At 61.1% G+C, this 25839-nt stretch carries 8 protein-coding genes and 5 pseudogenes; 6 read left to right on the top strand and 7 right to left on the bottom strand.

Features of this window, described 5'->3' with window-relative positions; all coding sequences use genetic code 11:
* The first annotated feature begins 138 nt into the window (after positions 1 to 138).
* From AB4048_RS25240 to AB4048_RS25215, 6 genes and pseudogenes are all read left to right on the top strand, one after another.
* Positions 139 to 1046, top strand: a pseudogene (locus tag AB4048_RS25240) (tyrosine-type recombinase/integrase).
* 3 nt (positions 1047 to 1049) lie between these two features.
* Positions 1050 to 1265: pseudogene (locus AB4048_RS25235) on the top strand (transposase zinc-binding domain-containing protein); the annotation flags it as partial.
* Positions 1266 to 1338: 73 nt separating this feature from the next.
* Positions 1339 to 2510: pseudogene (locus AB4048_RS25230) on the top strand (IS110 family transposase).
* A gap of 286 nt (positions 2511 to 2796) precedes the next feature.
* Positions 2797 to 3789 (top strand): annotated as a pseudogene (locus tag AB4048_RS25225) (IS91 family transposase); the annotation flags it as partial.
* 558 nt (positions 3790 to 4347) lie between these two features.
* Positions 4348 to 4923, top strand: coding sequence for a recombinase family protein (locus AB4048_RS25220; RefSeq protein ID WP_442204732.1), 576 nt, complete (start codon positions 4348 to 4350; stop codon positions 4921 to 4923).
* Between the two features lie 21 nt (positions 4924 to 4944).
* Positions 4945 to 5583, top strand: coding sequence for a hypothetical protein (locus tag AB4048_RS25215; protein ID WP_442204731.1), 639 nt, complete (start codon positions 4945 to 4947; stop codon positions 5581 to 5583).
* Positions 5584 to 5870: 287 nt separating this feature from the next.
* On the opposite strand, the pseudogene AB4048_RS25210 reads toward AB4048_RS25215, so the two are convergent.
* The 7 genes and pseudogenes from AB4048_RS25210 to AB4048_RS25180 all read right to left on the bottom strand — a co-directional run bounded on the left by AB4048_RS25210 (position 5871) and on the right by AB4048_RS25180 (position 25604).
* Positions 5871 to 7058, bottom strand: a pseudogene (locus tag AB4048_RS25210) (IS3 family transposase).
* 94 nt (positions 7059 to 7152) lie between these two features.
* Positions 7153 to 10299: a hypothetical protein gene (locus AB4048_RS25205; protein WP_442204730.1), complete on the bottom strand. Its 3147-nt coding sequence runs from the start codon at positions 10297 to 10299 to the stop codon at positions 7153 to 7155.
* 356 nt (positions 10300 to 10655) lie between these two features.
* Positions 10656 to 16469, bottom strand: coding sequence for a hypothetical protein (locus AB4048_RS25200; RefSeq protein WP_442204729.1), 5814 nt, complete (start codon positions 16467 to 16469; stop codon positions 10656 to 10658).
* A gap of 4 nt (positions 16470 to 16473) precedes the next feature.
* On the bottom strand, positions 16474 to 21669 hold the full coding sequence (locus tag AB4048_RS25195; protein WP_442204728.1) for a hypothetical protein: 5196 nt from the start codon (positions 21667 to 21669) through the stop codon (positions 16474 to 16476).
* Positions 21670 to 21684: 15 nt separating this feature from the next.
* Positions 21685 to 22755 (bottom strand): hypothetical protein, encoded by a 1071-nt coding sequence (locus tag AB4048_RS25190; RefSeq protein WP_442204727.1) that lies wholly within the window; start codon positions 22753 to 22755, stop codon positions 21685 to 21687.
* Complete coding sequence (locus AB4048_RS25185; RefSeq protein WP_442204726.1) at positions 22752 to 24275, bottom strand: hypothetical protein; 1524 nt, start codon at positions 24273 to 24275, stop codon at positions 22752 to 22754. The genes AB4048_RS25190 and AB4048_RS25185 overlap by 4 nt, the downstream gene beginning before the upstream one ends.
* A 268-nt stretch (positions 24276 to 24543) precedes the next feature.
* Positions 24544 to 25604 (bottom strand): IS630 family transposase gene (locus AB4048_RS25180; protein ID WP_442204725.1). Its coding sequence is split into 2 segments (ribosomal slippage): positions 24544 to 25112 and positions 25112 to 25604, totalling 1062 coding nucleotides; the frame shifts between segments, so codons are not numbered across the junction.
* Between the last annotated feature and the right edge of the window lie 235 nt (positions 25605 to 25839).

The following is a 25839-nucleotide window of genomic DNA, read 5'->3' as shown; positions in this document are numbered from 1 at the left end:
TGGGGCCGACGAACGAACCCGCTGCGCGGGAGGGCGCCTGCGGTTGAGGTAGAGGCCACAGGCCGGAGGTTGCGCCTGCATTGAGCGTCGTCCGGCAACGGCAGAGCATGACGGGCTTCTTCAACAAGGAACCTGACCATGCAGCACCCCCATCTCGACACGCCGATCAGCCCGCTGCGCCAGCGGCTGATCGACGACATGAACATGCGTCGTTTCTCACGCGAAACGCAACGCAACTATCTCCGCGACATCGGACGCCTGGCGACCTTCCTCGGGCGTTCACCAGACACGGCGACCGCCGACGACCTGCGCCGGTTCCAGATCGAGCAGCAGGAGGATGGCGTTCCCGTTCCGACGATGAACAGCATCGTGTCGGCGCTACGGTTCTTCTTCACCCAGACCCTCGACCGCCCGGACCTGCGCGCAGGCTCGTCCGGCTGGCGCACCCGCGCAACCTGCCCGTGGTGCTGAGCCGCGACGAGGTTGCCCGGTTGCTCAATGCCACCACCTGCCTCAAGCATCAGGCGGCATTGTCGGTCGCCTATGGCGCCGGCCTACGTGTTGCGGAGGTCTCCATGCTGAAGGTCGCCGACGTCGACAGCGAGCGGATGCTACTGCGCGTCGAACGTGGCAAAGGCGGGCGCTATCGCAATGCTATGCTTTCGGAGGACCTGCTCACCCTGCTGCGCCAGTGGTGGAAGGTGGGGCGGCAGCAGGGTGTGATGTATCGCGACGGCTGGTTATTCCCTGGCCAACACGCAATGAAGCCGATCAGCACGCGGCAGCTCTATCGGATCGTCGTTGAGGCGGCCCAGGCCGCCGACATCGCCAAGCGGGTGGGGCCGCATACGCTGCGCCACAGCTTCGCCACCCACCTGCTGGAGGACGGCACGGATATTCGGATCATCCAGGTCCTGCTCGGGCACGCCAAGCTGAACAACACCGCTTTCTATACCAAGGTCGCGACCCGTACGGTGCGAACCGTGACAAGCCCGCTCGACAAGCTCGGCCTGTTCAAGCCGGCAGAGATATCGCCCGACGGCTGAGCCGTGCGCGCCTCTGTCGAGGTCGCCGACATCTTCCGTGCTGCCGGGGCGGCGTACCGGCGCGCGCATGCAGGACATCTGAGCTTGCCGCAACTGAAGGTGATGTCGGCGGTCGAGAACTGCCGCACTGCTGCCCTCGGCGGTCACGTCGAGGCCTGCGAGGACTGCGGCCAGTGGCGGATCGCCTACAACTCCTGCCGCAATCGGCATTGCCCAAAGATCCCATGAGGAGTGAACAGCGGCCGCCGCTCTGGCACAGTGAGGCTGCATCGAAGCACTCGCTCAACAGGAGATGATCTTGGAGAATCTATCCGTCCAACCTGAGACGCCAACCGCTTTCCGTGTCGATCTTGGCGCAATTTTCGTTTCGTTGGAACTGAGTAAATCGACCTGGCTGGTGACGTCGCTCACTCCGGGAAGCGACAAGATGTCCCGCCATTCGATCGTGGGCGGTGATATCGCTGGCCTTCTCACCGTCTTCACTGATTTGCGGAGGAAGGCACAAGCACGACTGGGGAAGCTCTATCCTCTGGTGGCCATCCAGGAAGCAGGGCTTGACGGGTTCTGGATCCACCGGGTTCTCGATCGTGAAGCCTGGATCGAGAGTCACGTTGTGATGCCGCCTCGATTGCGGTGTCGCGCCGACACCGACGGGCAAAGACTGATCGAATTGATGGCGAGGCGCTGATCCGCACGTTGATGGCATACAAACGCGGAGAGCCACGGGTTTGCTCGATGGTCAGGGTGCCAACGCCCGAAGAAGAGGATCGCCGCCGGATTTGCCGAGAGCGTAAAGCGCTGGTCGCCGAGCGGGTTCTCCACGTCAACCGCATCAAAGGACTGCTCTTGAGCCAAGGCATTCAAGGCTACGAACCCATGCATCGTGATCGCCGCAGGCGCCTGGAACAGCTTCAGACGGGAGATGGCCGCATTCTCTCCAGCTATATCAGGGCGCAGATTTGCCGCGAACTTGATCGTCTCGAGTTGCTGCTCGAACAGATCAAGGCTGTGGAAGTTGAGCGAGATGCCTTGGTGGCCTCGGCGGCGACAGACACCCTCGCGCCCTTGGCCCTACTGGCGGGCATCAAGGGAATCGGTCCGGAGTTTGCGGTGATCCTGGATTCGGAAGGCCTGTTCCGACATTTCGACAATCGAAGGCAGGTCGCCGCTTATGCGGGTCTCGCTCCATCGCCATGGCAGAGCGGTACTATTGATCGTGAGCAGGGTGTCTCAAAAGCGGGCAATCCGCGGCTGCGAACGACGATGGTCCAGCTTGCTTGGCTATGGCTGCGTCACCAACCAGGTTCGATGCTTACCCGCTGGTTTCACGAACGGGTCGCGCGTAATGGCGGGCGGCTCAAGAAGGCAGCGATCGTGGCGCTCGCCCGCAAACTCCTCGTCGCGCTCTGGAAGTATGTTACGACAGGCATCGTCATCGAAGGCGTGGTCATGAAGGCTGCCTGACGCTATCTGCACCCAATTCTACCAATCCTCAGGACCTGATCAGTCTTGACGGATCCGGGTGAACGGACCGACTGGCACTTTGGCTTCAACAGCCGATCCCGAAGAATGGTCCCGTTCTCCTGAGCCCTTGCCCGTCGAAAGCGGGATATTGGTGCAGCCGTTCCGATCGGCGACCGGATGTGAGTTTGTACAGGTTCGGAAACGAGCCGGTATCCTTATCGGGCTCAGACCATGGATCCAGGTAAACAGGAAAGGGGAATGTCACCTCAATGCTGTCTTGACCTCAAACTCCTCATGTGAGTGCCAGGGCGCAGCCTCACGGACATGGCTTGCCGAACGCGAGGCTGATCTGCTTCCAGTAGGCTACTTCCATGTCGTGTTCACCCTGCCGGCCGAGACCGCCGACATAGCGTTCCAGAACAAGGCGCTCGTCTATAACCTGCTGTTCAAGGCGGCGTCGGAGACGATGCTGACCATCGCGGCCGATCGCAAGCACCTCGGCGCGCGCATCGGCATCACCGCCGTGCTCCACACATGGGGATCGGCGATGACGCACCATCCGCATGTGCACATGATCGTTCCGGGCGGCGGCATCACGCCAGACGGAAGTCGATGGATATCATCGCGCCCGGCCTTCCTGCTTCCGGTACGCGTACTCAGCAAACTGTTTCGACGACTATTCCTAACCCGGCTGGTTGCTCTGCACGACGCCGGGCGGTTCAGCTTTTTTGGCGCACTTGCTCATCTCGCCGAGCGGCGGGCATTCTTGCGGCATCTATCGCCGGTCCGAAAGAAGCGCTGGGTGGTCTATGCGAAGGCGCCGTTCGCGGGTCCTGAGGCGGTTCTTGCCTATCTGTCGCGCTACACCCATCGGGTCGCGATCTCCAACAGCCGCCTCATCCGCTTCGACAAGGACAGCATCACCTTCCGCTACAAGGACTATCGCCGCGACTGCGCGGACCGGCAGCAGATCATGACGCTCGCGGTCGATGAGTTCATCCGCCGCTTCCTGCTCCATGTGTTGCCGCGCGGCTTCCATCGCATCCGGCACTACGGCCTGCTCGTCGGCTCCGCCCGCAAGGCCAATCTGGCGCTCGCCCGCGAACTCCTGGACGTCGCCGCACCAGCCGATGACGACACACCAGGCGAACCGGACGACTTCCGCCCGCCATGCCCCTGCTGCGGCGGACGCATGATTATCATCGAGATGTTCGAACGGTGGAGGCAGCCGCGTGGACCGCCGGACAAAACCACACCGAACCGGGAGACCACCCCATGACCCCGCATGGCATGATCGGGCCTCCGGCCGCGGGCACTCAGCCTCAGGCAACGAACCCACACGAGTCTATGCTGATGATCGACATTAAAGGAGGCGCGTCCCGCCGCGCGACGTGCCAACAACACGACGCAAAGGCACAACAAAATCGTCTGTCCCCATCCACCTGCCGCTTCCTGATGGCGCTCGCGCCACCAACGTCACTGGCGGAAATCTGAAATCCCCATAGCCTCCGACCGTGGCCCGCGGGTTCCTTCCTCGGGGACTTTCGTACGCCTGCCGGCGCCCGAAACTCTTCACGATCTCAGACCTTCGTGGCAAGAACTCTGACGTCCGCTTTTCGTGTCGGGCGTCCCAGCAGCAGTCGGCCATCGGCCCCCAAGCGGTCACTCATCTTAGTCAATCTGGATGCTCTCTCTTTGCGCATTGTTGACATAGAGGCCGATACCAAAAGCGGCTACCGTACAGAAAAGTATACTTTCTAGCACATTGGCTATTGCATGTATGCTTTGCGTATATTAATTATGTATGATAATAGTTCTAGAGGAAAGTGTACGTAAAATGGCGATCATCGGATATGCACGTGTGTCGAGCGTCGGCCAGGATCACGCGGGGCAGGTCGAGCGGCTGAACGCGGCCGGCGCGACGAAAATCTTCCAGGAAAAGCGGTCTGGCGTGGACCGTGAGCGCGAAGAGCTGAAAAGCTGCCTCGACTATGCACGCGAGGGCGACACGCTGCTGGTGACAAAGCTGGACCGCCTGGCGCGATCGGCTGCGGACCTTTACGCGATCGTGCACATGCTGGAGGGCAAGGGTGTGGCGTTCAAGGTGCTGGACGATGCGGCCGTTGATACGACAAGCCGAACGGGTAAGCTAGTGATGGGCATTCTCGCTCTCATTGCGGAGTTCGAAACGGCGATCCGGCGCGAACGGCAGATGGAAGGGATTGCGCGGGCGAAGGCGGAGGGCCGGACAGGCGGGCGTCCGAAGTCGGTTACGGATGAAATCGCCAGGGGTATCGAGGCGCGGCGGGCGTCTGGCGAAACATTCCGATCGATCGCAAAGAGCGTCGGTTTCAGCGTGGCGACGGTGCAGAATGTTTTGAAGAGTGCGGCGAAGGCTGAAGCCGCGGAATGATCTTAGGGATCGAAATTTTTAGTGTACAGCGATCTGGTCATTGGAAGAGAGCAAATGAACTTCGGTGGGGACGCAAGGAGAGTTATTGCCGTCCATGAGTCCGGTCATGCCGTTGCCCGCGTTCTGTCGATAGGCCGCGTAGGCATTACCAATGAGAACGCTATCCGTTGGATAGAAATGGATTGTGGCACTCCACACTGCTCCGTGTTCGAGCTGCCGCTGAACATGCCCGGCCTTAAGGAATTTGGGGAGCGCGAAGGCATTAGGGAAGGCGTCTGGCCGACGGTGGAAGAATGGCGCAAGCTATTTTCCTTCATGGGCATCAATCCATTGGAATGGGCGAGCGTGCGGCTTTTTGAGATTACTGCCGGAGCAGCGGCACAAGCAAAATTTACAAGCGTCTCATTCGACTTGGTTTGGCATGACGACGGGTGCAGCGATGATCGTCAGAAAGCCATTGAGACTTGGCAAAGGATCGGCTTGAACGAACCAGAGGCAAGAGCACTTTTCGTGGAGCGGTCCAAAGAAGCGTGCACCGTGATGGATGAGACCGACGTGTGGCGGGCGGTGCTAACTTTAGCCGAACGATTGCCAACCACCGGCCGAATGCCGGGCGACACCGTTGTTTCTATCGTTCAAAATGCATTGCGGGAAGCGTGATCCGGTAGAACCTAAATCTGGCGTGCCTACCAATTTTCACACAGACTTAATGCCTTCTAAGGCACTAGGGCATCTCACTCACAGGGGAATTTCGGCGAGGGCACGACGGACGAGAACATAGCCAGGTTCGTTACGCTTTTCCGGCTTTTGATCGAGGTAATTGGAGACGATCTCCGTTGCTTCACGCAGCCTATAATCACGGGACTTACATTCGAGACACCTGTCTCGAAGTTCCAAAATCGACAAAATTGGTGCGTTTTTGGAGTTATTGACCTGCCACTGAACTTTCATCCAGCGGCGATTAGAGCCCCGGCGGTTTTGAATACGCCAAGTGGCGCGGTGTGAGCAACCGGCGGAAACGCGCAGCTTTCGTTTTGCGTAGCGTTGGAGCCGGTTGCGGCGATGGACCCAGCATAGCCTGCCGGGGTCTGATATCCGAGGGGTGAGTGCGGCCGGAAATGGTTATAATCGTCCGCCCATTCTGCGATAGCGCTCCGGGCGTGTTCGAGACCGAAGAACAGGCTTTCGTTGAGTAGCTCATCGCGCATACGCCCGTTGAAGCTCTCGACATAGCCGTTCTGCATGGGCTTTCCCGGCGCGATGTAATGCCACTCGACCTTGTGATCCTTCGACCAAGCCAGAATGGCATTCGAGGTGAGTTCGGTGCCGTTATCGGAGACAATCATTCCGGGCCTGCCGCGTCGTTCGATCAGCGTCGTCAGCTCGCGTGCGACACGGCGGCCGGAGATTGAGGTGTCCGGAATTGCTGCCAGGCATTCACGCGTCACATCATCGACGATGTTGAGCACGCGAAACCTCCGTCCGCAGGCGAACTGGTCGTGAACGAATCTAGCGACCAGCGGGCATTGGCCTTCGCTTCAACCAGGATCGGAGCACGCGTGCCGACGGCACGGCGTCGGGCCTTCCGCTTGCGTACTGAAAGCCCTTCCTCCCGATACAGCCGATAGATGCGATTGACGCCGGACGGCTCTCCCTCCCGCCGAAGCAGGACGAACAGTCGACGGTAGCCGAAACGCCGTCGCTCATTAGCCAACTTGCGCAGCCTCGCTCGCAACTCGGTCTCCGGCGGTCGGTTCGACTGGTAACGGATCGTCTTGCGATCGGCAGATATGATCTGGCAGGCCCGCCGTTCCGAAAGCCCCATGACGCTCTTCAGGTGCGTGACGGCTTCACGCTTGGCGGCAGGCCCTACCATTTTTTTTGGAGAAGCTCGCGGAGCGCGGCTGCATCCAGCATCTGTTCGGCAAGCAACTTCTTCAGTCTGGCGTTCTCGTCCTCAAGCGCCTTCAGTCGCTTCGCCTCGGAGACTCCATGCCGCCATATTTGGCTTTCCAGTTGTAAAACGTTGCTTCTGAAATTCCGTGCTTGCGGCAAAGGTCGGCCGCCTTCGCGCCAGCTTCCTGCTCCTTCAACACCGCAATAATCTGCTCTTCCGTAAATCGCTGCTTCTTCATGCGTTCGTCCTTTAGTGGGCCGGACTCTAATCCATTCTGGAGGAAATTCGCAGTGGCAGGTCAATGCAAGAAGTCCTCCCAATGAAAGCCGTGTTCAAAAGCATCTTCGTTCTGGTGGGACGAAGCCTAGGTTGATGATCCTGCCAAGCCCTGTGTTGCGGCAATCGAAATGCATGATGTCCCCGCTGGCGCTTGGGCCAAAATCCGAGGCTCCCCAGGCTAGGCAGCCAAAGTCGCGCAACGCAATCACCAGATCCTTCGCCAGGTTCAGGAAGCCGTTGCGTGGATCGCGATCCACAAAGCCATCGTTTCCATTCAAATTGGCTAAATCGGCAGCGATGGCGCTGTGCCATCGGTCTGCTGCATGAGCGTTCGTTTCGCCGGGGTTGAAAATACCCGGCGTGCCATCCTGGCGGCGCTCATCGAGCAACTGGTCAAGTTCAGTCGCATCGTTTCGCAGCGCAAGATAGGCTCGGAAATCGCGGTCGAGGCTCCAGAGTTGGTCATAGATTTCGCTGGTAGGCCTGTTGGCCAGCTTTGCATGCAACAGGACGGCCGCAGTGGTGCCGCCGTCCAGGATTTGCCCAGACACCAATAACCGTGCCCTTTGCATCACGTTCACTATCTCGCTGCCCTCGATCCAAGGATTGCCCGTATAGTTTATGTCCGTTGCCAATCCGAAGGTGTGCATGCTGTGCGTGGTCGCAGTCGGTCTGGCTCCGCGGTGGAATTCTGCGATGCCTAGCGCCAATCCGAGCTTCACCGGGGTCATGCCGCTGTAAGCCGGCAACCCAAGCAGGTGCCGCTCGGCGGCCCTCAAGCGGCGCAGCAAGACAGCGTGGATGCCGTTTCGGAACGTTTGCCCCAGGAAGGTCGGCGCGGTCATGTGCAGGAACCAGTTCGCCGCGTTCAAGGTCGCTGGGGGGACAGGATTGTCGGCTAGGCCAGAAAGCTTCTTGTTGATCTGGTTGAGACGAGTTTGTGCCGTCGGATTGGCGATGTCGACCTGATTCAGGCCCGGCCGACCAAGGTATAGTCCCAAATTGTCGAGGGTTGACTCACCGCAGCACCCATCGCGATGCCCAGGGTCGGCATACACTTTGCTTTGAAACTGGTGAATCGCCTCGACGAGCACCCTCTCGTCAGTCGCCGATCCAGCGCCGTTGGCGCCCTCGAACGCAGCCTTCACGGCAGCGAAGTCGACATACGGTCCCAACGCGAACGATATGCCGGCGAGGCTGACGCCCGACGCGCTCGGATGCTTTTGCTGGTTCCAAAAGAGCGCTGCGCCATTGTCGTTCAGCGTCAGAAGAGGCATCACGACGCGCCGCTCATCGCCTGAGAAGGGTGGGACCGCAACGGTCGAATCGGCGAAGACCAGTTCGCTCTCCAGCGCCGCCATCTTCTTCAAGACGGCTTTGCTGGGTGTCAAGACAAACAAACCATGATCAAGGGGCCGGCGGCCCTTTTGGCGCCACGTCTTGTGCGTACCTTCGATACTGAAAACATGCAGTTCGTCGCCCAGAACGACATCGACGAGAGCTAGCTTGCGCCGACCCGATTTCGTGACCCTGACGATAATGTCGCCGGGGAGAATGGTCTTGCTTCGCTTGTTCGCCGCAGAACCAGATTTCGCAGTTTTTCGCCTCGCCGTTTGCTCGGCCGCTTTCTCCAGTAGCACCCTGAACCGTTGACGGACATCGCCTGGGTGCGTGGCGGTCAACGTTGTTTGCATGTGCCAGAACAGACGGTGGGCCGGACCAAGCGTGTGGTCGTGCTCGCAGCTATGATCATCGGTCTCGGTTTGAATTGCCAGAACGCTGGCAGCGACCCCTGCAGGGAAGGCATTACTGGGCCCGGCCAGTCGGTCGAGAACTTCCCATGCGGCGATCGCGTCGGACTTTTGCGCGTCAAGCCTTGTGGCAAGTTTGGAACGTCTGCTCTGATCGCAACTCGGCCTGGTGTCGGCCGCCACCAGAACGCGGTCGAGCGCTGCCAGTTTGGCGGAAGGTGCGCCATAGGGCTTTAGCGCGCGGAGCAGCGGGGAAAGGCAGGCCGAATACCGGACGTAGGCCGACAGGAGTAGCGACTTGAGAATGAATGTATCGCGATCCGGCCTCATCGGATCGACGGGAGGAATACCTGCGGCTTCGATGCTTTCGAGGCCTGGCCGCAGCCATTGCGCCGAAACGCTCATTATCTGCTCCTGAACATGCGGCCAGAGGACCGCATCCCGTAACGAACCTGCTAGCTTCTTGCGAAAATCCGGATCGATCTGATTGAAGCTGTCCTTGCCGGGGACAGCCGACTGGAAGTAACCACAGTTGCGCGGATTATCCGAATCCCGGCCGACCAATTCGACCGACTGCCCAGAGCCGTCGATCGCGTCCAGGGCAAAGAACGTGCCGCTTCCGACCGTCACCTGCTTGGGCACCCAGCCGAAGCTGGCAAAGCAGGTTGCAAATAGGTCTGGATCTTCTCCATTGAAGCCTTCGAGAAACTTGAAGATCGCGGCGCGATTCACGTTGAACTGAATCGAGCCAAGGCTGATGCCAGCCCCGAGATCATAAGCGTTGATGGATTCGAGCAGGCCTTCCCGGCCCGCGATGACATGGATGTAGCAGTCGGGCTCCGATACCGGATAGTGCAGGAGGGGCAGCGTGAGGCCATGTGTCTGGCCGCCGAGATACTTCTTCCCGGGTTGGTCTACCCCCGTCACCGGGCAGACGAACGATGCCAAGTAGGCAAGCAGCATCCGCAAGGCAGGAACCGAGACGGCAGCCAGGACCTTGTTCGACAGGTTAATGCCGGGAGGCCATTTAGCGCGCGGCACCTTGGCGAGGGCGTTAATCCAAATGGTTCGTTGCCGGTCGCGATCGGATGCCGCCATGGCTTGAAATTCTGAAGTTCGAGGAACATCCGCCCATTTGCCAGCCAGCGCACCTGGCTGAGACGGCAGGAAGAGCCTGATCCCATCGGTTCCCCGCACGCAAAGCGCGGCCAACGCCAGCGGCGCCGATGGTTGGAAATCGACGGTGGGCGGGACAGAGGCTGGAGGCTGTCCATCGATCTTGATGGCTTCGATGTTTCCGCCGGAAAACAACGGCCCGACATAGGCATACGAGTCTCCGCTCGCCAGGGTAGCCGAGAGCGCGTCGTCAAGCCCTGACGGGAAGGAGCCGGATAAGGCGCCGGTCAAATCCCACCGCGAAGTTGCAAAGGCCAGCGTTCCGATATCCATTTGGTTCCTCCCTAGAGGGTTTACTCACGGAGTGTTCCGATTCATCTTCGTTCGCGGTCAGCTTCGAACGGCTGCCGCTGAACTCCATGAGTCGGCACTACTGCGGAGTGCTCTGGACGCGCCGCCGCCGCTCATCTCAAAGCCGGTTGAACAATCATCGAATTTTTCATCCAGGCTCATTTGGGGTGTAGCCTGCAGCAGCCTCTCCATCGCGGATTCACTTCCCCCAACAACCCTGCATCGCGCTGAACTTCGGAGCTACATAAGGTAGTTTTGCGAAGGTCGCTCCCACGGCGGTCAGAACGCGATTGAATGCGCTCGGGTAAACTCTGAAACGCGTGGCGAGGTGGGGCTCCTCAAGTTTGGAATCGCACTGGCCACGTGCAGCTCACTAGTAGCTCGCCGGCGGCATTCGTCCAATTGATGCGCACCGCATGATGGGGCGAAGGTACGTCGGTGCGTGTGAAGCCGGTGAGGAGTGATGTGAAGTCACGCCTTGGTACAGTCGTGTCAACTGCCATGGGTGCGAGGTGCACGCGCGGGGTCTCCTCGATACGTCCCTCAATCTGGTCGTTGAGCTCAGCACGCGCGTAGCGTGGATGGAGGTCCAGTCGCTGCTGGATCACCATACCTGAGATCCCGTACTGGCCCCGACGAACGCGATCGGGGTTCCAAAAAGGAAGGCGTCCGAAACCAGGTGCGGTGAATTCGGCGTCGACGGCTGCCCCGACCTGATCGCCATAGTCGATGGTGGTGGTCACTTTCAAGTCGAGGAAATCGCCAAGCGTCAGCTTCGGGGTCAATTGAACCGCTTCGGCGGGCAAGCCCAGCCCCTGGCTGTAACGCAGGTCAATGAGCATCGGCTCGCGCCCATGACTGCTCCAGCTGGAGAAATCCCCAAGCATCTGGAACAGCGGGTTGATGTCGGGCAGATCGCCGTCGTTCACGTCCGCCTTGTTGCGCTCGATGCGAACCCGCACGCGCGTGTATCGCCAGGGTTCGTCCAGCACGACCAGCCGCAGCACGAAGCGGTCCTGCGGCTTGGGATCGGCGTCGAGATCCATGATCTCGGCGGCCAGCACCGAGCCGATGTCCTGCGGCGCTTGGTTCTTTAGCCGGTGCGCGGCGTCCGGTTTGCTGGGCGTGAAGTTCGCCACGACAACCGTGCTGTTGGCCTTCTGCGAAGCGCGCTTTTGGAATTCCACGACCGGCGGCGCTGGGACCAGCAGCCCGTCATCGGCAGACGTCGGGGCGAGCCAGGCCCGGAGTTGCGCCTCAAGCTTGTCGCGGGGAATCTTCGCAGGCTTCGGGATGATCCCGCTGGGATTCGCTGCCCGCAGGCGCTGGTATCCGAACCAGTCACCAAGCTCGCCTTTGACAGCGTACTTCGCAGGCGAGACAGGATCCTCGTCCACGAAGGGGCTGTCGCCAATCTCCACCTCGATGCGGATGCGATCATTGTGGAATGGACCGTCGGAACCCGACGATTCCTCGTCACCTTCAAGCACGAAATAGTGCTCGGAGGCATAGCTCTCGAGATGCCACCAGCCGGGCGCGGATAGGCCGCTGGCGCGAGCGTCGGGTTGGACCAGTCCCGTCAGGGTTGGATTTCTGCGCTTTGCCTTAAGCCCTGCGCCGCCCGACCCGAAGCCCACGGTCGCCTTCTGTTGGAGGCGTGCGTTCAGAAGGTCGGTCAGCTGATCGTTCAGCGGTCGCATGGGCGATTTAAGATTCACTTGCAGAGGCGCGCTCGGCGGTCCGCTGTCGGCGGCGGGCTTCAGCTTGATCGGCGTGGCCGGCCGACGTCGCGACGGCAGCAGGTAGAAGCGACGGGTGTTGGCGGACTCCACTTCGGTCCAGTTCGGATTCCAATGCACGACATCGGCCTCGATCTGGCGTGCCGCCGCTGCACCATCGTTGAAGCGGTTGTGCTGCTCGATCACGTCCTCGCCGCTGCGTGCCTGGGCGTCGCCGCGCTGGCGCAATTTCGCTCCGCCCGGCCCGAGCACAACGCCAGGTCCGCCAACAGTCCAGTCCGGCCGCGGCGGGTCGAAAACGCTCTCGTCGATCTCGAACTCGTCATCATATCGGGCGTCGTCGAGGATATCGACAAGGTAGCGACCCGCCGCAGCGTTGTGAAACAGAGGAAAGAGGAAACGGTCGACATCAAAGCGCGACGGGTCGCTAGCGGTCTCGCCTGGCGCGGGCGCGGGATGGATCTGCTTTCGCAATTGCAAGGAGTGGAGCCGCTGGGTCCAGGAATCGGGTTCGAAGATCGCCACCCCGAAGCCCTTGGTCGTGGCGAAGAGCCCCGGGGTCGTGGTGAGCAGGCTCTTCAGCGTGATCGAAAGATCGCCGGCCAGTCCTGCCGAAAGGTCCTTGACGTGTTCGAACAGCGCGTCGGTACCCGACGCTGGATTGTCATTGTGCACATAGGTTACCAGCGCGGCCATGCGTGCGGCCACGTCGGGCAGTAGAGCCCGCACGGTGTTGCGCAGGCCAAAGGCGTCGGCGGGCGAAGGGATGTCGACATCGATGTTGAGCATTGGGGCATTGGTGACGATGTCATTGAGAATTTGGGACAAGAATTCGGCAAACTCCAGGGTGGTCTCGCCGTCGCCGATCTTGAGATGGGGTCTCAAGGGCCGGAATGCGTAGGGAACATAATAAAGGTCGAGCACCCGCCCAACGGCGGGACGGGTCGACGTGGGCGCCACCAGGAATGGCATGCTGGCGCCGAACAGTCGCTCAGCCCGGCGAGGATCGTCGATGGTTTCAGGGTCCGCCTTGGTTGGCGGTGCCGGTCGAAGTCGGAGCGGCGAGCGCGGCGCGGGCGCGGCCCGGATCGCACGCAGCCAGTCGAGGCGTTCGCGTAGTGAGGTCTTCATGCTGGCCGAGACATATTTGCCCAGCTCTGTCGCTGCCCCATCATGCAGATCGGCAAAGGTGTCGCCTTGCAGTTCTGGGTAGATGGCGACCTTGTCGTTGTCGACCGCAAGGCCGAATCCGGGCGTGGCCTGGGGCCGCATCGGGTCGGCAATGCCCGCCGGCACCACCGCATCGGTCGGGCGCTCCAGGCGAAGGCCGAGGCGTAGAACGTCGCTGTCGTCGGCGACAGGGCTTGCGGAACCCAGCCCACTCCATCCAGCCGGGCACGGTATCGTGATCGTCAGCCAGTCTTCGCCAGCACCGGAAGCGAAGATCTTGACCGCGGCTTCGAACTTGGCGAGCGGCTGGCGCAGCAAGTCCCGAAGGATCTTGAATTCATTAGGTGAATCAGATGCCTTCAGTGCGCGCTTGTGTGTTCCAACCTTGGCCATGTTCGCGGTGACGGCGCCGCTCTGCGACGCAACGCCTCCGCGCGGGCCATCGGCCTCATAAGCCCATCGCTGCAACACCAGCTCGGCGCTGCCGCGGTCCACGGCCAGCATCAGGTCCGCCAACGGCTCATAAATGGAGCGGAGCGCGGTTGGCCGTGCCTCACCATTGTCGGCCGGCGTCAGAGCCTTCGTGAGATATTGTCGCAAGAAACCTAGTTCGAAGCGCGAAGGCGAGAGATAGAACCGCCAGCCCATCAACGGCAGTTCGCTGCCATCGTCGCTCCGCAGCGCAGCTGTGGCAGGGGTTTGGATATCGGTTGCAAGCGGCAACATCACCGTCGGGGCCGTCAACGGGAAGCGCTGCGTGTATTGATGTTCCACATATCCGTCGAGCGTCCAAGCCAATTGCGGCGTCAGGTAATTTATGAAGCGGAGCGTTTCGCTGGCCAGCCGCTCCGTCTCGCTGTCGCGCTCCTCGCCACGGGCGTCCTGGGTGAAGAGATGCGACAGGAAATAGCCAAAGAACCGCCCGCTCGGAGGAGGCGCTGCGACCTGCCAGGGCGCTGTGGCGGGCAGGTAGCCCGCGGAAGGCATCGGCACCGCCGCATCGGGATAGGTCAGGAAGGTCACGACACGTCCGGAAGCGCTCAGGCTGGGCGCGCGGGCGATGACTTCCGGATCGTCGCTGGAAAGCGCGAGCCTCAGCTTGTTGAAGTCGCTCAGCTGTGCGAGCACGGGACGGCTCGCAGGCGCATTGTACGGCGAGGGCGTGTAGGTGAGCTCGAAGCGGTCGAGCACGCGATCAGTCGAGGCGCTCCATCGGCTGGTAAAGGCGCCTTTCAAGATGCACACAGGGGCTCGTTCGGCGCCTCCGGTTTTCAGGGGAGCGAGTCCCCCCAGGATCCGATTGAAGAGCGGATCCGTCACGCTTCCCACCGGCAATATCAAATCCACGCTGGCACCCTGGTCAAGGAGGTCCTTGCCCCCTGGCGTCGGCGCGGAGAGCCGCTTCACCAGGTCGGAGAGTTTCACCGCTGGCGACACCCGGTCGACGATGATCGCACGCAGGGCCCCGTCTGCCGTCTTGCGTTCCAAGACCTGTCCGCCGAGATCCCAGGTCTCCACCCCATCAGGTCCAGTGACCGTCAACCATAGCTGGCCGCCAGCCGCTGCCCGGTCAGCGCCAAGGTTCATGAAACGCGATATGATCTCAGCCTGTTCGTCAGGATGCGGCTGCGTGTTCACCACCAGCTCGAAGAGCCCATCCGAGCCAAGGTTGGCCGGCACCTGGATCAGCCGTGCTGGCACCACCAGTCGCTGATCGCCGGCGCTGCCTGCCAACGCCGGCCGCGCCAGCTCGCTGCTGCGAAGCCCGAGCCGCGGCCCGGTGATTGTCTGCAACATCTCCCCGTCCTCCGGGGCGCTCCACCGAGGATTGGGATCGACGGCGTCGAGGAGTCCGGAGGGGATGGCGTAAGGAACGAGAAGTCCACTCGGGGGCCTCCCCGGTGTCGTCTCCGACATTTTGGGCGCGTAGACGAAGAATCCGGATGGGCGATCGGCGTCCCGGCTGATCGTCGCCACTTGCGGCTTGGCCGCGGCCGCGTCGCTGGCAAGCGAACGCAGGGCGGCGATCGCTTCCAGCGAGCTCCCCTCGACGCTGAAAACCGCAGAGGCTGTGCTGAGGTCGTCGCCCAAGGCGAAGGGAAGCTCCAGCACCTGGCCAAGCAGCGACTGGACATTGGTTCCAAAAGATGGCCATTGCTGGGCTCGACCCCGGCCCGTGTCGAGGTCCAGCACCATGAAGCACTTCCGGTCGGTCACCGCCTGAGGCCACCTCAGCCGCTCGCCAAAGCCATACAGCCGGCCAAGCGCATCCCTGTACGTGCTGTCGTGGTCGTCGTCACCTTGGAATTGCCCGCACAAATCCTTCCAGATCTTCTGGTGGTAGGACACGGCCCAGGGAGGATTTGCGAGGCTTCCAAGCTCCAGCAGACGAACGGTCGCTTCGGTCGTTGCCCCCAAGGATGTCTTGTCATGCAGGAAGCGTGGCGGCAGAACCGGACGTTGGTCAGTAAGCGGTGAAGGGTTCTGTGTGGCGTGCTCCCACAGCGCAGCGTAGATCGGCGGCCCACCCCGGGTCTGCGGTCCAGACAAGTACACGCCTATGTCATGGTCGGTCAGCGGCGTCGGAGCGTCCGGCGTGCCCAGCAGGCCTTCCAGACCACGGACAAGCTGATAGGCCGCGTCCTCTGAAGGCGTTAGGCTGGCGTTGTCCCGATGCAGGTTGATGACCCGCGTCGCCAGGGCCGTGGCCCATGAAAGGAGGTCGCGCTGAATGCCAGCAAGGCGCGTGCCGTCGACTGTGAGGAGGTCCGCGTAAGTCTTGATGGGTGGTGTCGCAAAATTCGCTTTGGCAAAGTCAGGCCAGTTCGACACCGGCAGGAGCAGCGGGGAACTCAGGCCGCCGGTGGGCTGGTCCTGTTGGGTTGGGATGGTCCAGGCGATCTGCTTGACGGCGCCGGCGCTGTTCGGCTTCCAGCTCAACGACAGCGAGGTCATTGGCGGGAAGGGGACCGGCATGGCGGTGTCCGAGATTTTCTGAAGCAACGCTGGATCGAGCGCATCGGTGACGAAGACGATCTTGTGATTGGCGAGGTCCGGCCCTTTGAGCGTGAAGTAATCCATAGGCGCCAGAGGATCAGTGTCGGCGTGGGTCGTCAGCGCCCCCTGCAGCACCCCGAAGAGCTTGCCGGCAAGGTGGTCGTAGGTCTCGGCGTCGGGGACCGGCGTGGCCGGTTTGAATGCGGCCGGACAGAAGACGTTCAGTCCAACATAGAGCGTGCCCATGGTTTTAGCTCAGCAGGAGTTGGCCGGAGACGCCCATCGAGACGCTCCCGGCAACAGAGAATGTCCAGCTGCAGAAACCGCAGCCGACTTGGACGGAGGCGGAATAGCCGGCGCCAAGCGTGGCGCTGTAACTCAAGGCGCAGGGACCTCCTGTGACGTAGTGGATCGTGCAGGCCACTGAGGCCTGGACCGAGACCCTGAAGCTCGCGGACAGGATCCAGACATCAATGCCGCCTTCGCCATAGGCCATTATCCCAATCACGCCAGTGATCTCGATGCTGTAGATCGACGATCGTAGCAGCGCATCGGCGCTGCCAACGGGACCTTGTAAGGTGATCCGGCCTTCGACGATCGCGAAGACGCCGATGCCGGCCCTCACCCAGGCAACCGAGTTGCCGGCGCCAAAGTAATAACCGAAATAGAAGCCCATGCCGACGCCAATGGTCAGCCTCTTTTCGTCTTGTACGACAGATGTTTTCTTCTCGATGTAGAAGCCGAATTTTGCCTCGTAGCACCCAACCGGGACGCTAAAGGCCCGGAACCAGTCATAGCCAATGCTGGTCCGCCAGGGGAAACCGACGTCAATCAGGAAGTCCCAGTTAAAGCCCCATTCAAGCGCGAACTCGCCCGACTTCAGCATGCCTAGCATGTTGAAGGCCGGGATCATGAGGTTGGTGCGGAAGCGATCCTCCGCCCGGGTTGGCCCGGGAATATAGGCAAGCTCCAGGCTCTCCTGCTTGAAGACAGATTTCACCCACGGCGCCCAAAGCCGGATGCCATAATAGTGCTGGTCGTGGAGGACAAATGAGCAGCGGGTGAAGAGTTCACCCAGCTTGAAGCTCATCCCGAACAGCCAGCTTTCGCGGTCGAGCAGTTCGACATCCCGGAACACCAGGGGATCGGTGGGGTTCGAATGCGGGTCCATGAGGCCGGACAGCATGCCGTCGGGATCGCTATCGCCTGGGTTCTCCTCCAAAAGATGGTTCAGGGCTGCAGCTGGCAGCGCCACGTTATGGGCGATCAGCAGCCAGTAGAGCTTGAAGAACCCACCGCCATCGCCACGCGCCTTGGAATCGTAATAGGCGACGAGCCCCTTGCGCAGGTTCTGCTCATCCGGCGCCTTCGGATCGCGCGTCGGGTGCAGCATCAAGAAGTCGAGCTCGCTCCCGGCGGGTAGCGGCGACCAGTTGAAAATCCGAAGCGTCAACTTCTCGGCCACAATGGCGCCGGCGTTGGGGTTGGGCGGCAAGCGGCGTGTGTTCGCCTTCACCAGATAGGCAGGCGAGATAAGCAGCTTCTCAATGTCGATCCGCAGGACGCCGAAAATGTTCAACGACACATCGCGGCCATCGAGCCCTCGGATGCCGAGATAGGCGGCATCCGCATGATCGCCTGTGATCCGCGCCGCGAGCGCCATGTTGAAGCTGAGGCCGCGGGCATCCACGAGACCGAAGCTTGGTGATTTGCCGAAGTCGACATGGAAATCCATATAGGCGAGGTAGACATTGGCCTGGCCTGTCGCATCGAAGTTGCTCAGCCAGACATACCGGCCCTTGAAGGCCTCGAGCGCGTCGGCTTCGTTGCCGCGGATATAGCCCAACCCGGTGGGGACCAGTTCCACGCCGAAGAAGTTGACGGCGCGGGGCTTCGGCAAGGCGAAGCTGAGCGCTGGCAGGTCGAAGGCCAAATTGCGTCGAGCGCCGACCTCGATCTTGTAGCCGGACAGGGTCGGAAGTTGAATACGGAAATCCTGCAAGGTGAGGCGCAGGTCGGAAGCAGCCAGGTCGATCGGCAGGCCCGCAAGGTCCTTCGGCTTCTGCAATTGAAGTTCACCGTCAATGTCGATACTCGTCGAGCCCTTGCGCCGCGCCACACGCAGACGGCTGAGGTCGAACTCCTTGATGAAGGCGAGGTCAACATTAATTGGGAACGACTGGGGGAAGAATGCGGAGAAGACAAGGTCCTTCGGCCCATCCGGCTTGCCGGCAGGCGCCTGCAGGCCGCCGTGGATGACGAGCTTCCGAAATTTCTCGTCCTTTTTTCCCCACACATCCTTTGGATAGAGCTCCACCTCGATGTCCGCCGCCGCAAGCTGGGTCTGTCGGATGCGGACATCGAATTTGGTCAAGGCAAGCTGGACGTCCCGGATCAATCCAGGGTCGTTCGGCAGGTCCTTGCCGTTCGGATTCTTCTTGAAGATGTGCGCCCAGACGTCCAGGTGCGGGGGCTTGTCGACGGCGACCTTTGGCTGGCGGCCGCCGATAGCAATGTAGTTGGCGGTGATGTGATCAAACCCGACCAGGTCTCGCAGCAGCAAGTCGCGGCTGATATCTGCGACCGGGCGCACCAACAGCACGCCGACCCAGGCAGTATCCTTGAGGTCGGGGTCCAGATCGTCGATGAAGGCTTCGATGATACCATCGGTATCGAGTGGGCGATCCGCGGACTCGCGATAGGGTTCGACACCCAGTGGATCAGGCCGTTCCGGACCGCTATAGCCATGCACCACCTCCCGCAAAATGTCAGGCAGGCCGCGTTTGCGTGACAGCTTCACCACGACCGTGGTTTCGTCATCCAGAAAGCAGGTCCAGAGCTTGTCAGTGAAGGCACAGAGGTCGAAGCATTGCTGCCAGAGCGCGTCGACGAGCTGTTCATTGACGGCACGCGCAACCGGGAACCGGCGGGTGCGAAGGATGAATTCGGGTGGGTCCGACGATATATCCGACAGCCGCCGCAAAGGCGGATCAAGGAAGGCGTTCAGCGCCGCGAGCAGGCGTTCGGCATCCTCCTGAGAGGCTGGATCAAGCAGGCGGTCATAGACGTCATGCGTCAGGTAGGGGCCATATTTGGCGCGGATCGCTTCGATCGTCTTATCGGCCGAGTCGCGGTAGAGCTCGCCAAGCGCATTCCAGGTTTCATCGACACCCTGAATGACGCCCTGCAGCATGCCTGCTGCCGGGATATCCAGCGCTTCTAGCAGGGCGCTCACGTTGCTGACGTCAAACAGTTTCTTCAGCAGGCCGACATCGCAGCCCAATCGTGCGATCCGGCGCATCAGATCGTAATTGGCGGGGCTCCAGACATGCTCGAAGAGCAGCCGCAGTTCGGAAGACGGATCCGTCCAGTCGTCAGCCAGCTCATCCGGCGGCAAAGACGCGAGGTAATCCGCCAAGGCCTCGGCGTCATCGGGCGTGGCAGCGATGTCGGTGGCATTATCGCTTGTTCGCAGATAGGCGATCGCGGCCTCGAGCATCCTCAGGGCAACATCCACGTCCAAGGGATCCGCGCGCTGCGGGATGCCTATCCGATCGCGCAAGGCACTGACGTCCGCATCAGCGAATAATGCGCGCCAATTGCGTTCGAATTTGCGGAACATTTCATAGCCGGCCTTGTAGGCTCTGTCTGAAGCCTTGCTGAGCTTGTCGACAGCATCAGAGACCGCCCCCTCATCACCGCCAAACACCAGATTGGATAGATCGGTCGAGGCAGCACTCAGCAAATGGCTGGCCTGTGCGCCCTGCAGTTCCGGACCGATCCGTCCAGTTGAAGCGACGTCAGCTGCGGTTGGAACCTGTTCGAGGAGCCGTTGAAAGGCTTGATCTTTTGCGGGAGCCAGACGGGCACCATCGACGTGGCGCAACTCGCCGATCTGCGGCTTGAACAGTGTCACCAAGGCGACGTTCGCATCTCTGAGGCGCTGGCTGGCTATTCTGACGATCGGGCCATCGCTCAAAGATTGGCCGTCAATGTTGATCCGGTCTGGCCCCGCGAGGTTCGCCAGCGCAAACGCCGTGTCGATGGTCGGCAGCGAGAACGCGCCGCCGCCAGCAGCTCGCAAAAGGTAACTGGCCACCGGGGACGGAGCAGCGGTCGCGGAACCGGGTGCTGGTTCTGGCCGCACATCGCGTTCCTCACGCAGCGCCCGTATGGCCCATTGCCCCGCCTCTCGGAATTCGAGGAACGTGTGATGGAACCGCCTTTGGCCGGTGATCATCTTCGGTTCGAGCTCAAGGACGACCTCGTCCTGCCCCGCCATCGCTGTTGAGTTCGCCCACTCCAGGCGGACGCCCCGCGACAGCCCGTTGAGCTCGCGCGGCATATCAGAGGCCGAGAGCGGGACGATCCCGCCGCGGATGAACCAAGGCTTGGAGAAACTACTCTTTGCAACGCCATCGTCGCAGAAGATGGAATAAAGTGCAGTAGGGTCGAGCGCCCGGAGCCGACCGGACGCTCGCACCGTCGACCCATCCGGCGAGCCGACCAGATTGGCAAAGTTCGTCGATATCCATTTGTCGGCGTCCGTGGCCTCGTAGACGACGTCCAGGGTGCCGTAGCGCGAGGTGATGGGCAGCGGCGCCTGCGGTGCAAAGGCGATCGGGTAGCCGTGCTCGTCCTGATACCGCAGCAAGAGCATAATGGGATCGGCTGCCACCGCCAGCGACCGCTCCCAGGTCATGGCGCCATTGGCGCCCCCTCGCCCCGCAATCCTCAGCTGTCCGTTGGCCAGTGCATGCTGGAAGAGGAACTGGTTGCCATTGTCGTCAACAGCGGACGTGTCAAGCAGATCGGCATGGACAAAGAGCGCTCCCGACTCCGGTCTCGCGCTGAAGTCGAAACCGGCGCTGTCGATCGCAAGCCCGTCGATAATGAAGGATTGATCAGGTTCGAAAGCCTGATGGGATGCCAGCTGATAGGTGAAGCTGTCATACCAGACCAGCTTCGGTCCAGCGGCATGCAGCGGTCGGTGCACGGCGGTCGGCTGGCGCAGGTCAATCAAGACAATAACTGCCCGCGTCGAGCCGAGGTCGATATTGATACCCTGTGCAAGGCGAGCCTGGAGCCAGTCAAGGGCTGTAGCGTTGCGGTCGACGATCTGAAGTCCGAGGGCAAGATCGGGAGAGACAGACAGGGTCGGTGAGGAGAGATTGCGCGGCGGCCCGTCCGGGAGATACAAGGTGGCGACCAAGTTGGCGCGCGAGGCAGCGCCGAAGGCGACAGCGTTTCCCGTGATCACCACGGCGCCATGCCACAAAAGGTCGAGATCGATATCCTGGATCTTGCCCTTGATGGCCAGTTGGAGGGTCTTGGCCGCTGAGGCGAAGGTGTAGGTGCCTATAACGTTGACCCTACCCAGACTGTTGAAACTGTGCGCACCCTCAGCCAATTGCAGCTGTGCGCCGAAAAGAGAGAGGACGGGCATTTGGGAGCTCCCGCTCTAGGGTGTGCAGATGCGGCGCTGGCTCGCGGAGAGTTGCACCACGGCGTTGGGGCGGCCCGCCCGCTGCTCTTTGCCCCAGCGGACGGTCGCGACGTCAGACGGGGAGAGCAAGGCCAGGCTAGCGTAGGTAATGGTCTCGAAAGTTGCTTGCCGGTCGTCGACGGTCAAGGTTCGAAGTCCCGGTTCGGTGGCGACCACCTTGTATCGGGCGCTCGTGCCTGCCGGCATGATCCGCAGAAGGCGCCACGGCTCGGTGCGTAGAGCGACCTCTGCCGCCTGGCCCGGACAGATACGGGCGGCGTTCCAGTCTGCGAGACTCCAGCGACCTTCCTCGAGCTCGGCCTGCTTCATTGCGACGCCATGGCGCTCGACTTGGGCAACGGCGACCGCGACGGCAGATAGCTTTAAGTAGTAGCCTTTGCCCCCATGCAGGTTAGACGCCTTCCGACCGATTGCATCCAGCGGCCGGTCGAGCGCATCGATCTGACGCGGCTCGCGGGTTGGGGCGTTTTGGCTGTCCGCGCAGGTATCAACGAGATAGGTGGTCGACAAGACGCTCCCTGTTCCCGCCGCCGAATGGAAGGCGGGGCAGAACCGCGTCATGTCGATCTGAAGCTGCGACGGCTTGGTTCCGTCCGCCTTGCGCAGGACGAGCGCCCGTGAATCGATAAGCGCGTTCCAGAGTTCGATGCGATGCTTCTGCAGCTCAGCCTGGGTCGATGCGTCAATCGGCGGGGGGGCGGAATCCGTCGCGAGCACACCCATCAACAGGTTCGCTTCATCCGCGGTAAGTTCACCTTGGGCATGCCGGATCGGGAGGCGGATGTGCTCGGAAAACGGCGGGTAGAAATTCGGTGAGACGCCGGTGTCGGGCACCGGGCTGCCTTTCAAGAACGTCACGATATGGACGACGTCGCCAGGCTCGAGGGCAAAATTGTCCTGCGCCCGATTTATCCCCGGGTCGTTCTCCGGAACGACGTAGCGCTCGGAGAGTCGGGGGGCGGCGCAGCCCTGCAAGGCAAGGCCTGCCACGAATGTCGCGGCCAAGATTGGCGAAAGGCGCCTCATGATCCGGCCTCTTGGCTTCGGGCGGCACGCGTTCGAGGGCGCGATTTCGCACGGCTATCAGCAGAGACCGGTCCAGGATCAGGAAATGGGATGCCATCCGTGTGAAGCGCAAAAGTCCGATCCAATCGCAGCAGCGGCAGCTTGCTTGCCTTAGGCGCCGTCGGGTCGCGCAGTGCGTTCAACACCTCCAATGACTTCGACAGAACCTCAGCATATTTTCCGGCCAGACGCGTCGTGCGTCCGTTGAGGAACGCGGAGACGAGCTTCTCCTCCTCCTTGCGGGTCCAGGTGCTGACGTCCTTGCCGCTGAGCCTGGCGTCATCGACGAGGAGCGCCGGCGCTTCTCCGGCATGCCCAGCGTCGGTGATGTGTCTTGGTCGGAAAACGTGCCAGCGCATCAGCAGAGCCACCGTCCGCTCGCTCTTGAAGACGTCCTTCAGCGACTTCGCACCTGGCGGAGCACCGTCGATGAAGGGAGTCGCGAGTACATCGCGGATCCGTTGGCGGGCGAAGGGCCAGACGGATTCTTGGAGACCTGGCGAATTTCTGAGCGCATACTGGACCCGGTAGAAGCTGTGCCAGGTGCGGAGCCAGTCGCGCCCGGTGAGCGATGGCGTGGCGAGCTTGCCAGCGGCGTCGACAAAGCCGATTTCGGCGCGATAGGTGCGGTCACTTTTGTTGAAGAGGCTTTTCGACCAAGCCACGCGCGGACTGAGCCCGAAGTTGAGGAAGAGGTCACGCAACTCACCTGCTGAACGCGTGGCGAAATAGGCGAGGAACGCGCCAAGCTCTGAGGCGCCGACGTCGCCCGCGGGAAAAGCCGTGTAATGATACGGGCCTGCCGAGAGGACCGAGGTGTCCCAGGCGTTGATCCCGTCGAAGACGCCCGCCTCTACCTGGGCCAGCGCCTTGATTACCCGGAAGGTGGATTGCTTTTCCGGCGTCAGCTCCGACCAGGCCTGGCCCACGACGTGATCGGCATCGAACGGCGTCAGCGATTGCGCGACCGTGCTCTGCGAGCCCCAGATAAGGGTCGCCTTGTCTTTTTTCTTAGCCTTCACCACCCGCCGGACCGCGGTGCCCACCGGCGGCTTCCAAGGCTTGCCTTGGTCGTTGAGGTCCAGGCGATCAGTAAAGTCGACGGCGTATACGCGCGGCTTTTGGTCGGTCAATTCATCGTGGAAAATGAAGCCTTGTGCGACGACCTTCTTCCATGGGTCCTTAGGATCACCCGGAGAGATGGCCTGGAAAATGACGGGCGCGCGCAGCTGGTTCTGTCGCCATGCCAGAATGGCAGCGCGCGTTACCGCGTCGGCATCGCCGCTCGGGTATGTGGTCGCGGGTAAGCCCGCTGCCGCACTGACCTGGCGAATCTGGACCTGCTTAAGGCGGTCCGCGTCGATATCACCAGCTGCCTGGGAATCCTGCGCACCGTACTGGCCGCGCGCTGCGATCTGAAACTCGCGCACCAGCATGCCCTGCCGCTCTTCGCGCTGACCGGAGGGCGTGCCGGCCGGCAAGCGGAACCAGATCTCATCCAGCTGGTCTTGGAGTCCTTGATCGAAAGCCAAGCACCGCCCCCTCAAAACGCTGGCCAGCCTACAACCTCATCTAGGCATGTAATTGCGAATACTTCAAGCCCCAATTGAAGAGAGCGACGGGATTCTAGCGAACGGAGAAAAGGGTGGAGACGTTGTTGTCTGAGGTCCGGATCGTTTGGATTTAACTTTCACGCAGAGTGTAGTTCTTGGAATAGCAGGTAGAATATCTAATACCAATCCTCGTTGATTAGAACTCATGAGCCCATTGCCGCCGACCGATGGTCTTGATCTTCCATGGTCGGTCCTGCAGTTTTCGCCAGGCATCGCAGCAGTGATCGACGATGTCCTCGTAGGATTTGAAGACGCGGTTAGAGAGCCAGTTTTCACGCATGAACTGCCAGATATTTTCGACGGGATTGAGTTCGGGTGATTTCGGCGGCAAGGGCAGGATGGTGATGTTCTCAGGGACGGCCAAAGCGTTGGACATGTGCCAACCTGCCTGATCCATGATCAGGATAGCGTGCGCATCGTCGGCGACGTTCCGGGAGATTTCGATGAGATGCTGGTTCATGGCATGGGTATCGCACCAGGGCATCACGAGGGCTGCTGCCTTTCCGTGTTTGGGGCAGATCGCACCGAAGATGTAGGCCGAGCGGGTGCGCTGGTCGTGCGGTGCAGAAGGCCTTGATCCACGCTTGGCCCAGCGGCGCGTGATCTTGTTCTTCTGGCCGATACGCGCCTCGTCCTGAAACCAGATTTCGATCACTTTGCCCTTGGCGGGACCTCCGGCGACCTCTGCCACAGCACAGGGGAAGCTTTTTTAAAAGCCTCGACCGCATCGGCATCTTGCGCATGATGTCTCGGGCGAGCCGAGAGCTTGCGATAGCCCATCGAGCGCACTTCGCGCCCCAAGGTCTGCTGGCTCACCGAGATGCGGAATTCCTCCCATAACCATTGCGCCAAATCACACAGTCGCCAGCGCACGACGCCATTGAGATAGGGCGTCGGGCCGCACTCGATGGCTTGCGCCAAGGCCGCGCGTTGATCGTCGTTGAGCAATGATGGTTTGCCCGGAGCTTTGCCATTGATCAGCCCGTCGGGACCCTGCGCGTTGAAGCGCACCACCCAGTCACGCACGATCTGCAGGGTCACGCTACCGAGCCTGGCAGCATCCGCGCGTGAGCTACCATCATAAATAGACGCGAGCGCCAGGAGCCGCCGCGCCTGGCGGGCATCCTTTGTCTGTCGGGCCAGAAGCCGTAGTCCATCCCCATCAAAATCTGATCGCAAGCAAATTGCCGAACCCATCGCAAACCTCCGGTTTGCCCCATCGATTCAGATTCGTCGGCTTTTGGAAATCCCAAGAGTCAGCATTATTGACGCTTGGTATAAGAAAGACCTGTGCGCGGATATTTGTAGACGTTTGGAATCATTGATGATTCAATACCTTCGTCGGAAGATTGAGGTGCGCGATGAGCCGTCGCCGGATAGGACAGGAAGCATTCGGATTTGCCGATGATCGGGGATCGTCATCTTCTCTTGA

This window comes from Rhizobium sp. RAF56 (assembly GCF_052113965.1).
Lineage (GTDB): Bacteria > Pseudomonadota > Alphaproteobacteria > Rhizobiales > Rhizobiaceae > Rhizobium.
The sequence above is the reverse complement of the archived record's forward strand: the minus strand, read 5'-3'. Positions and strand labels throughout refer to the sequence as shown.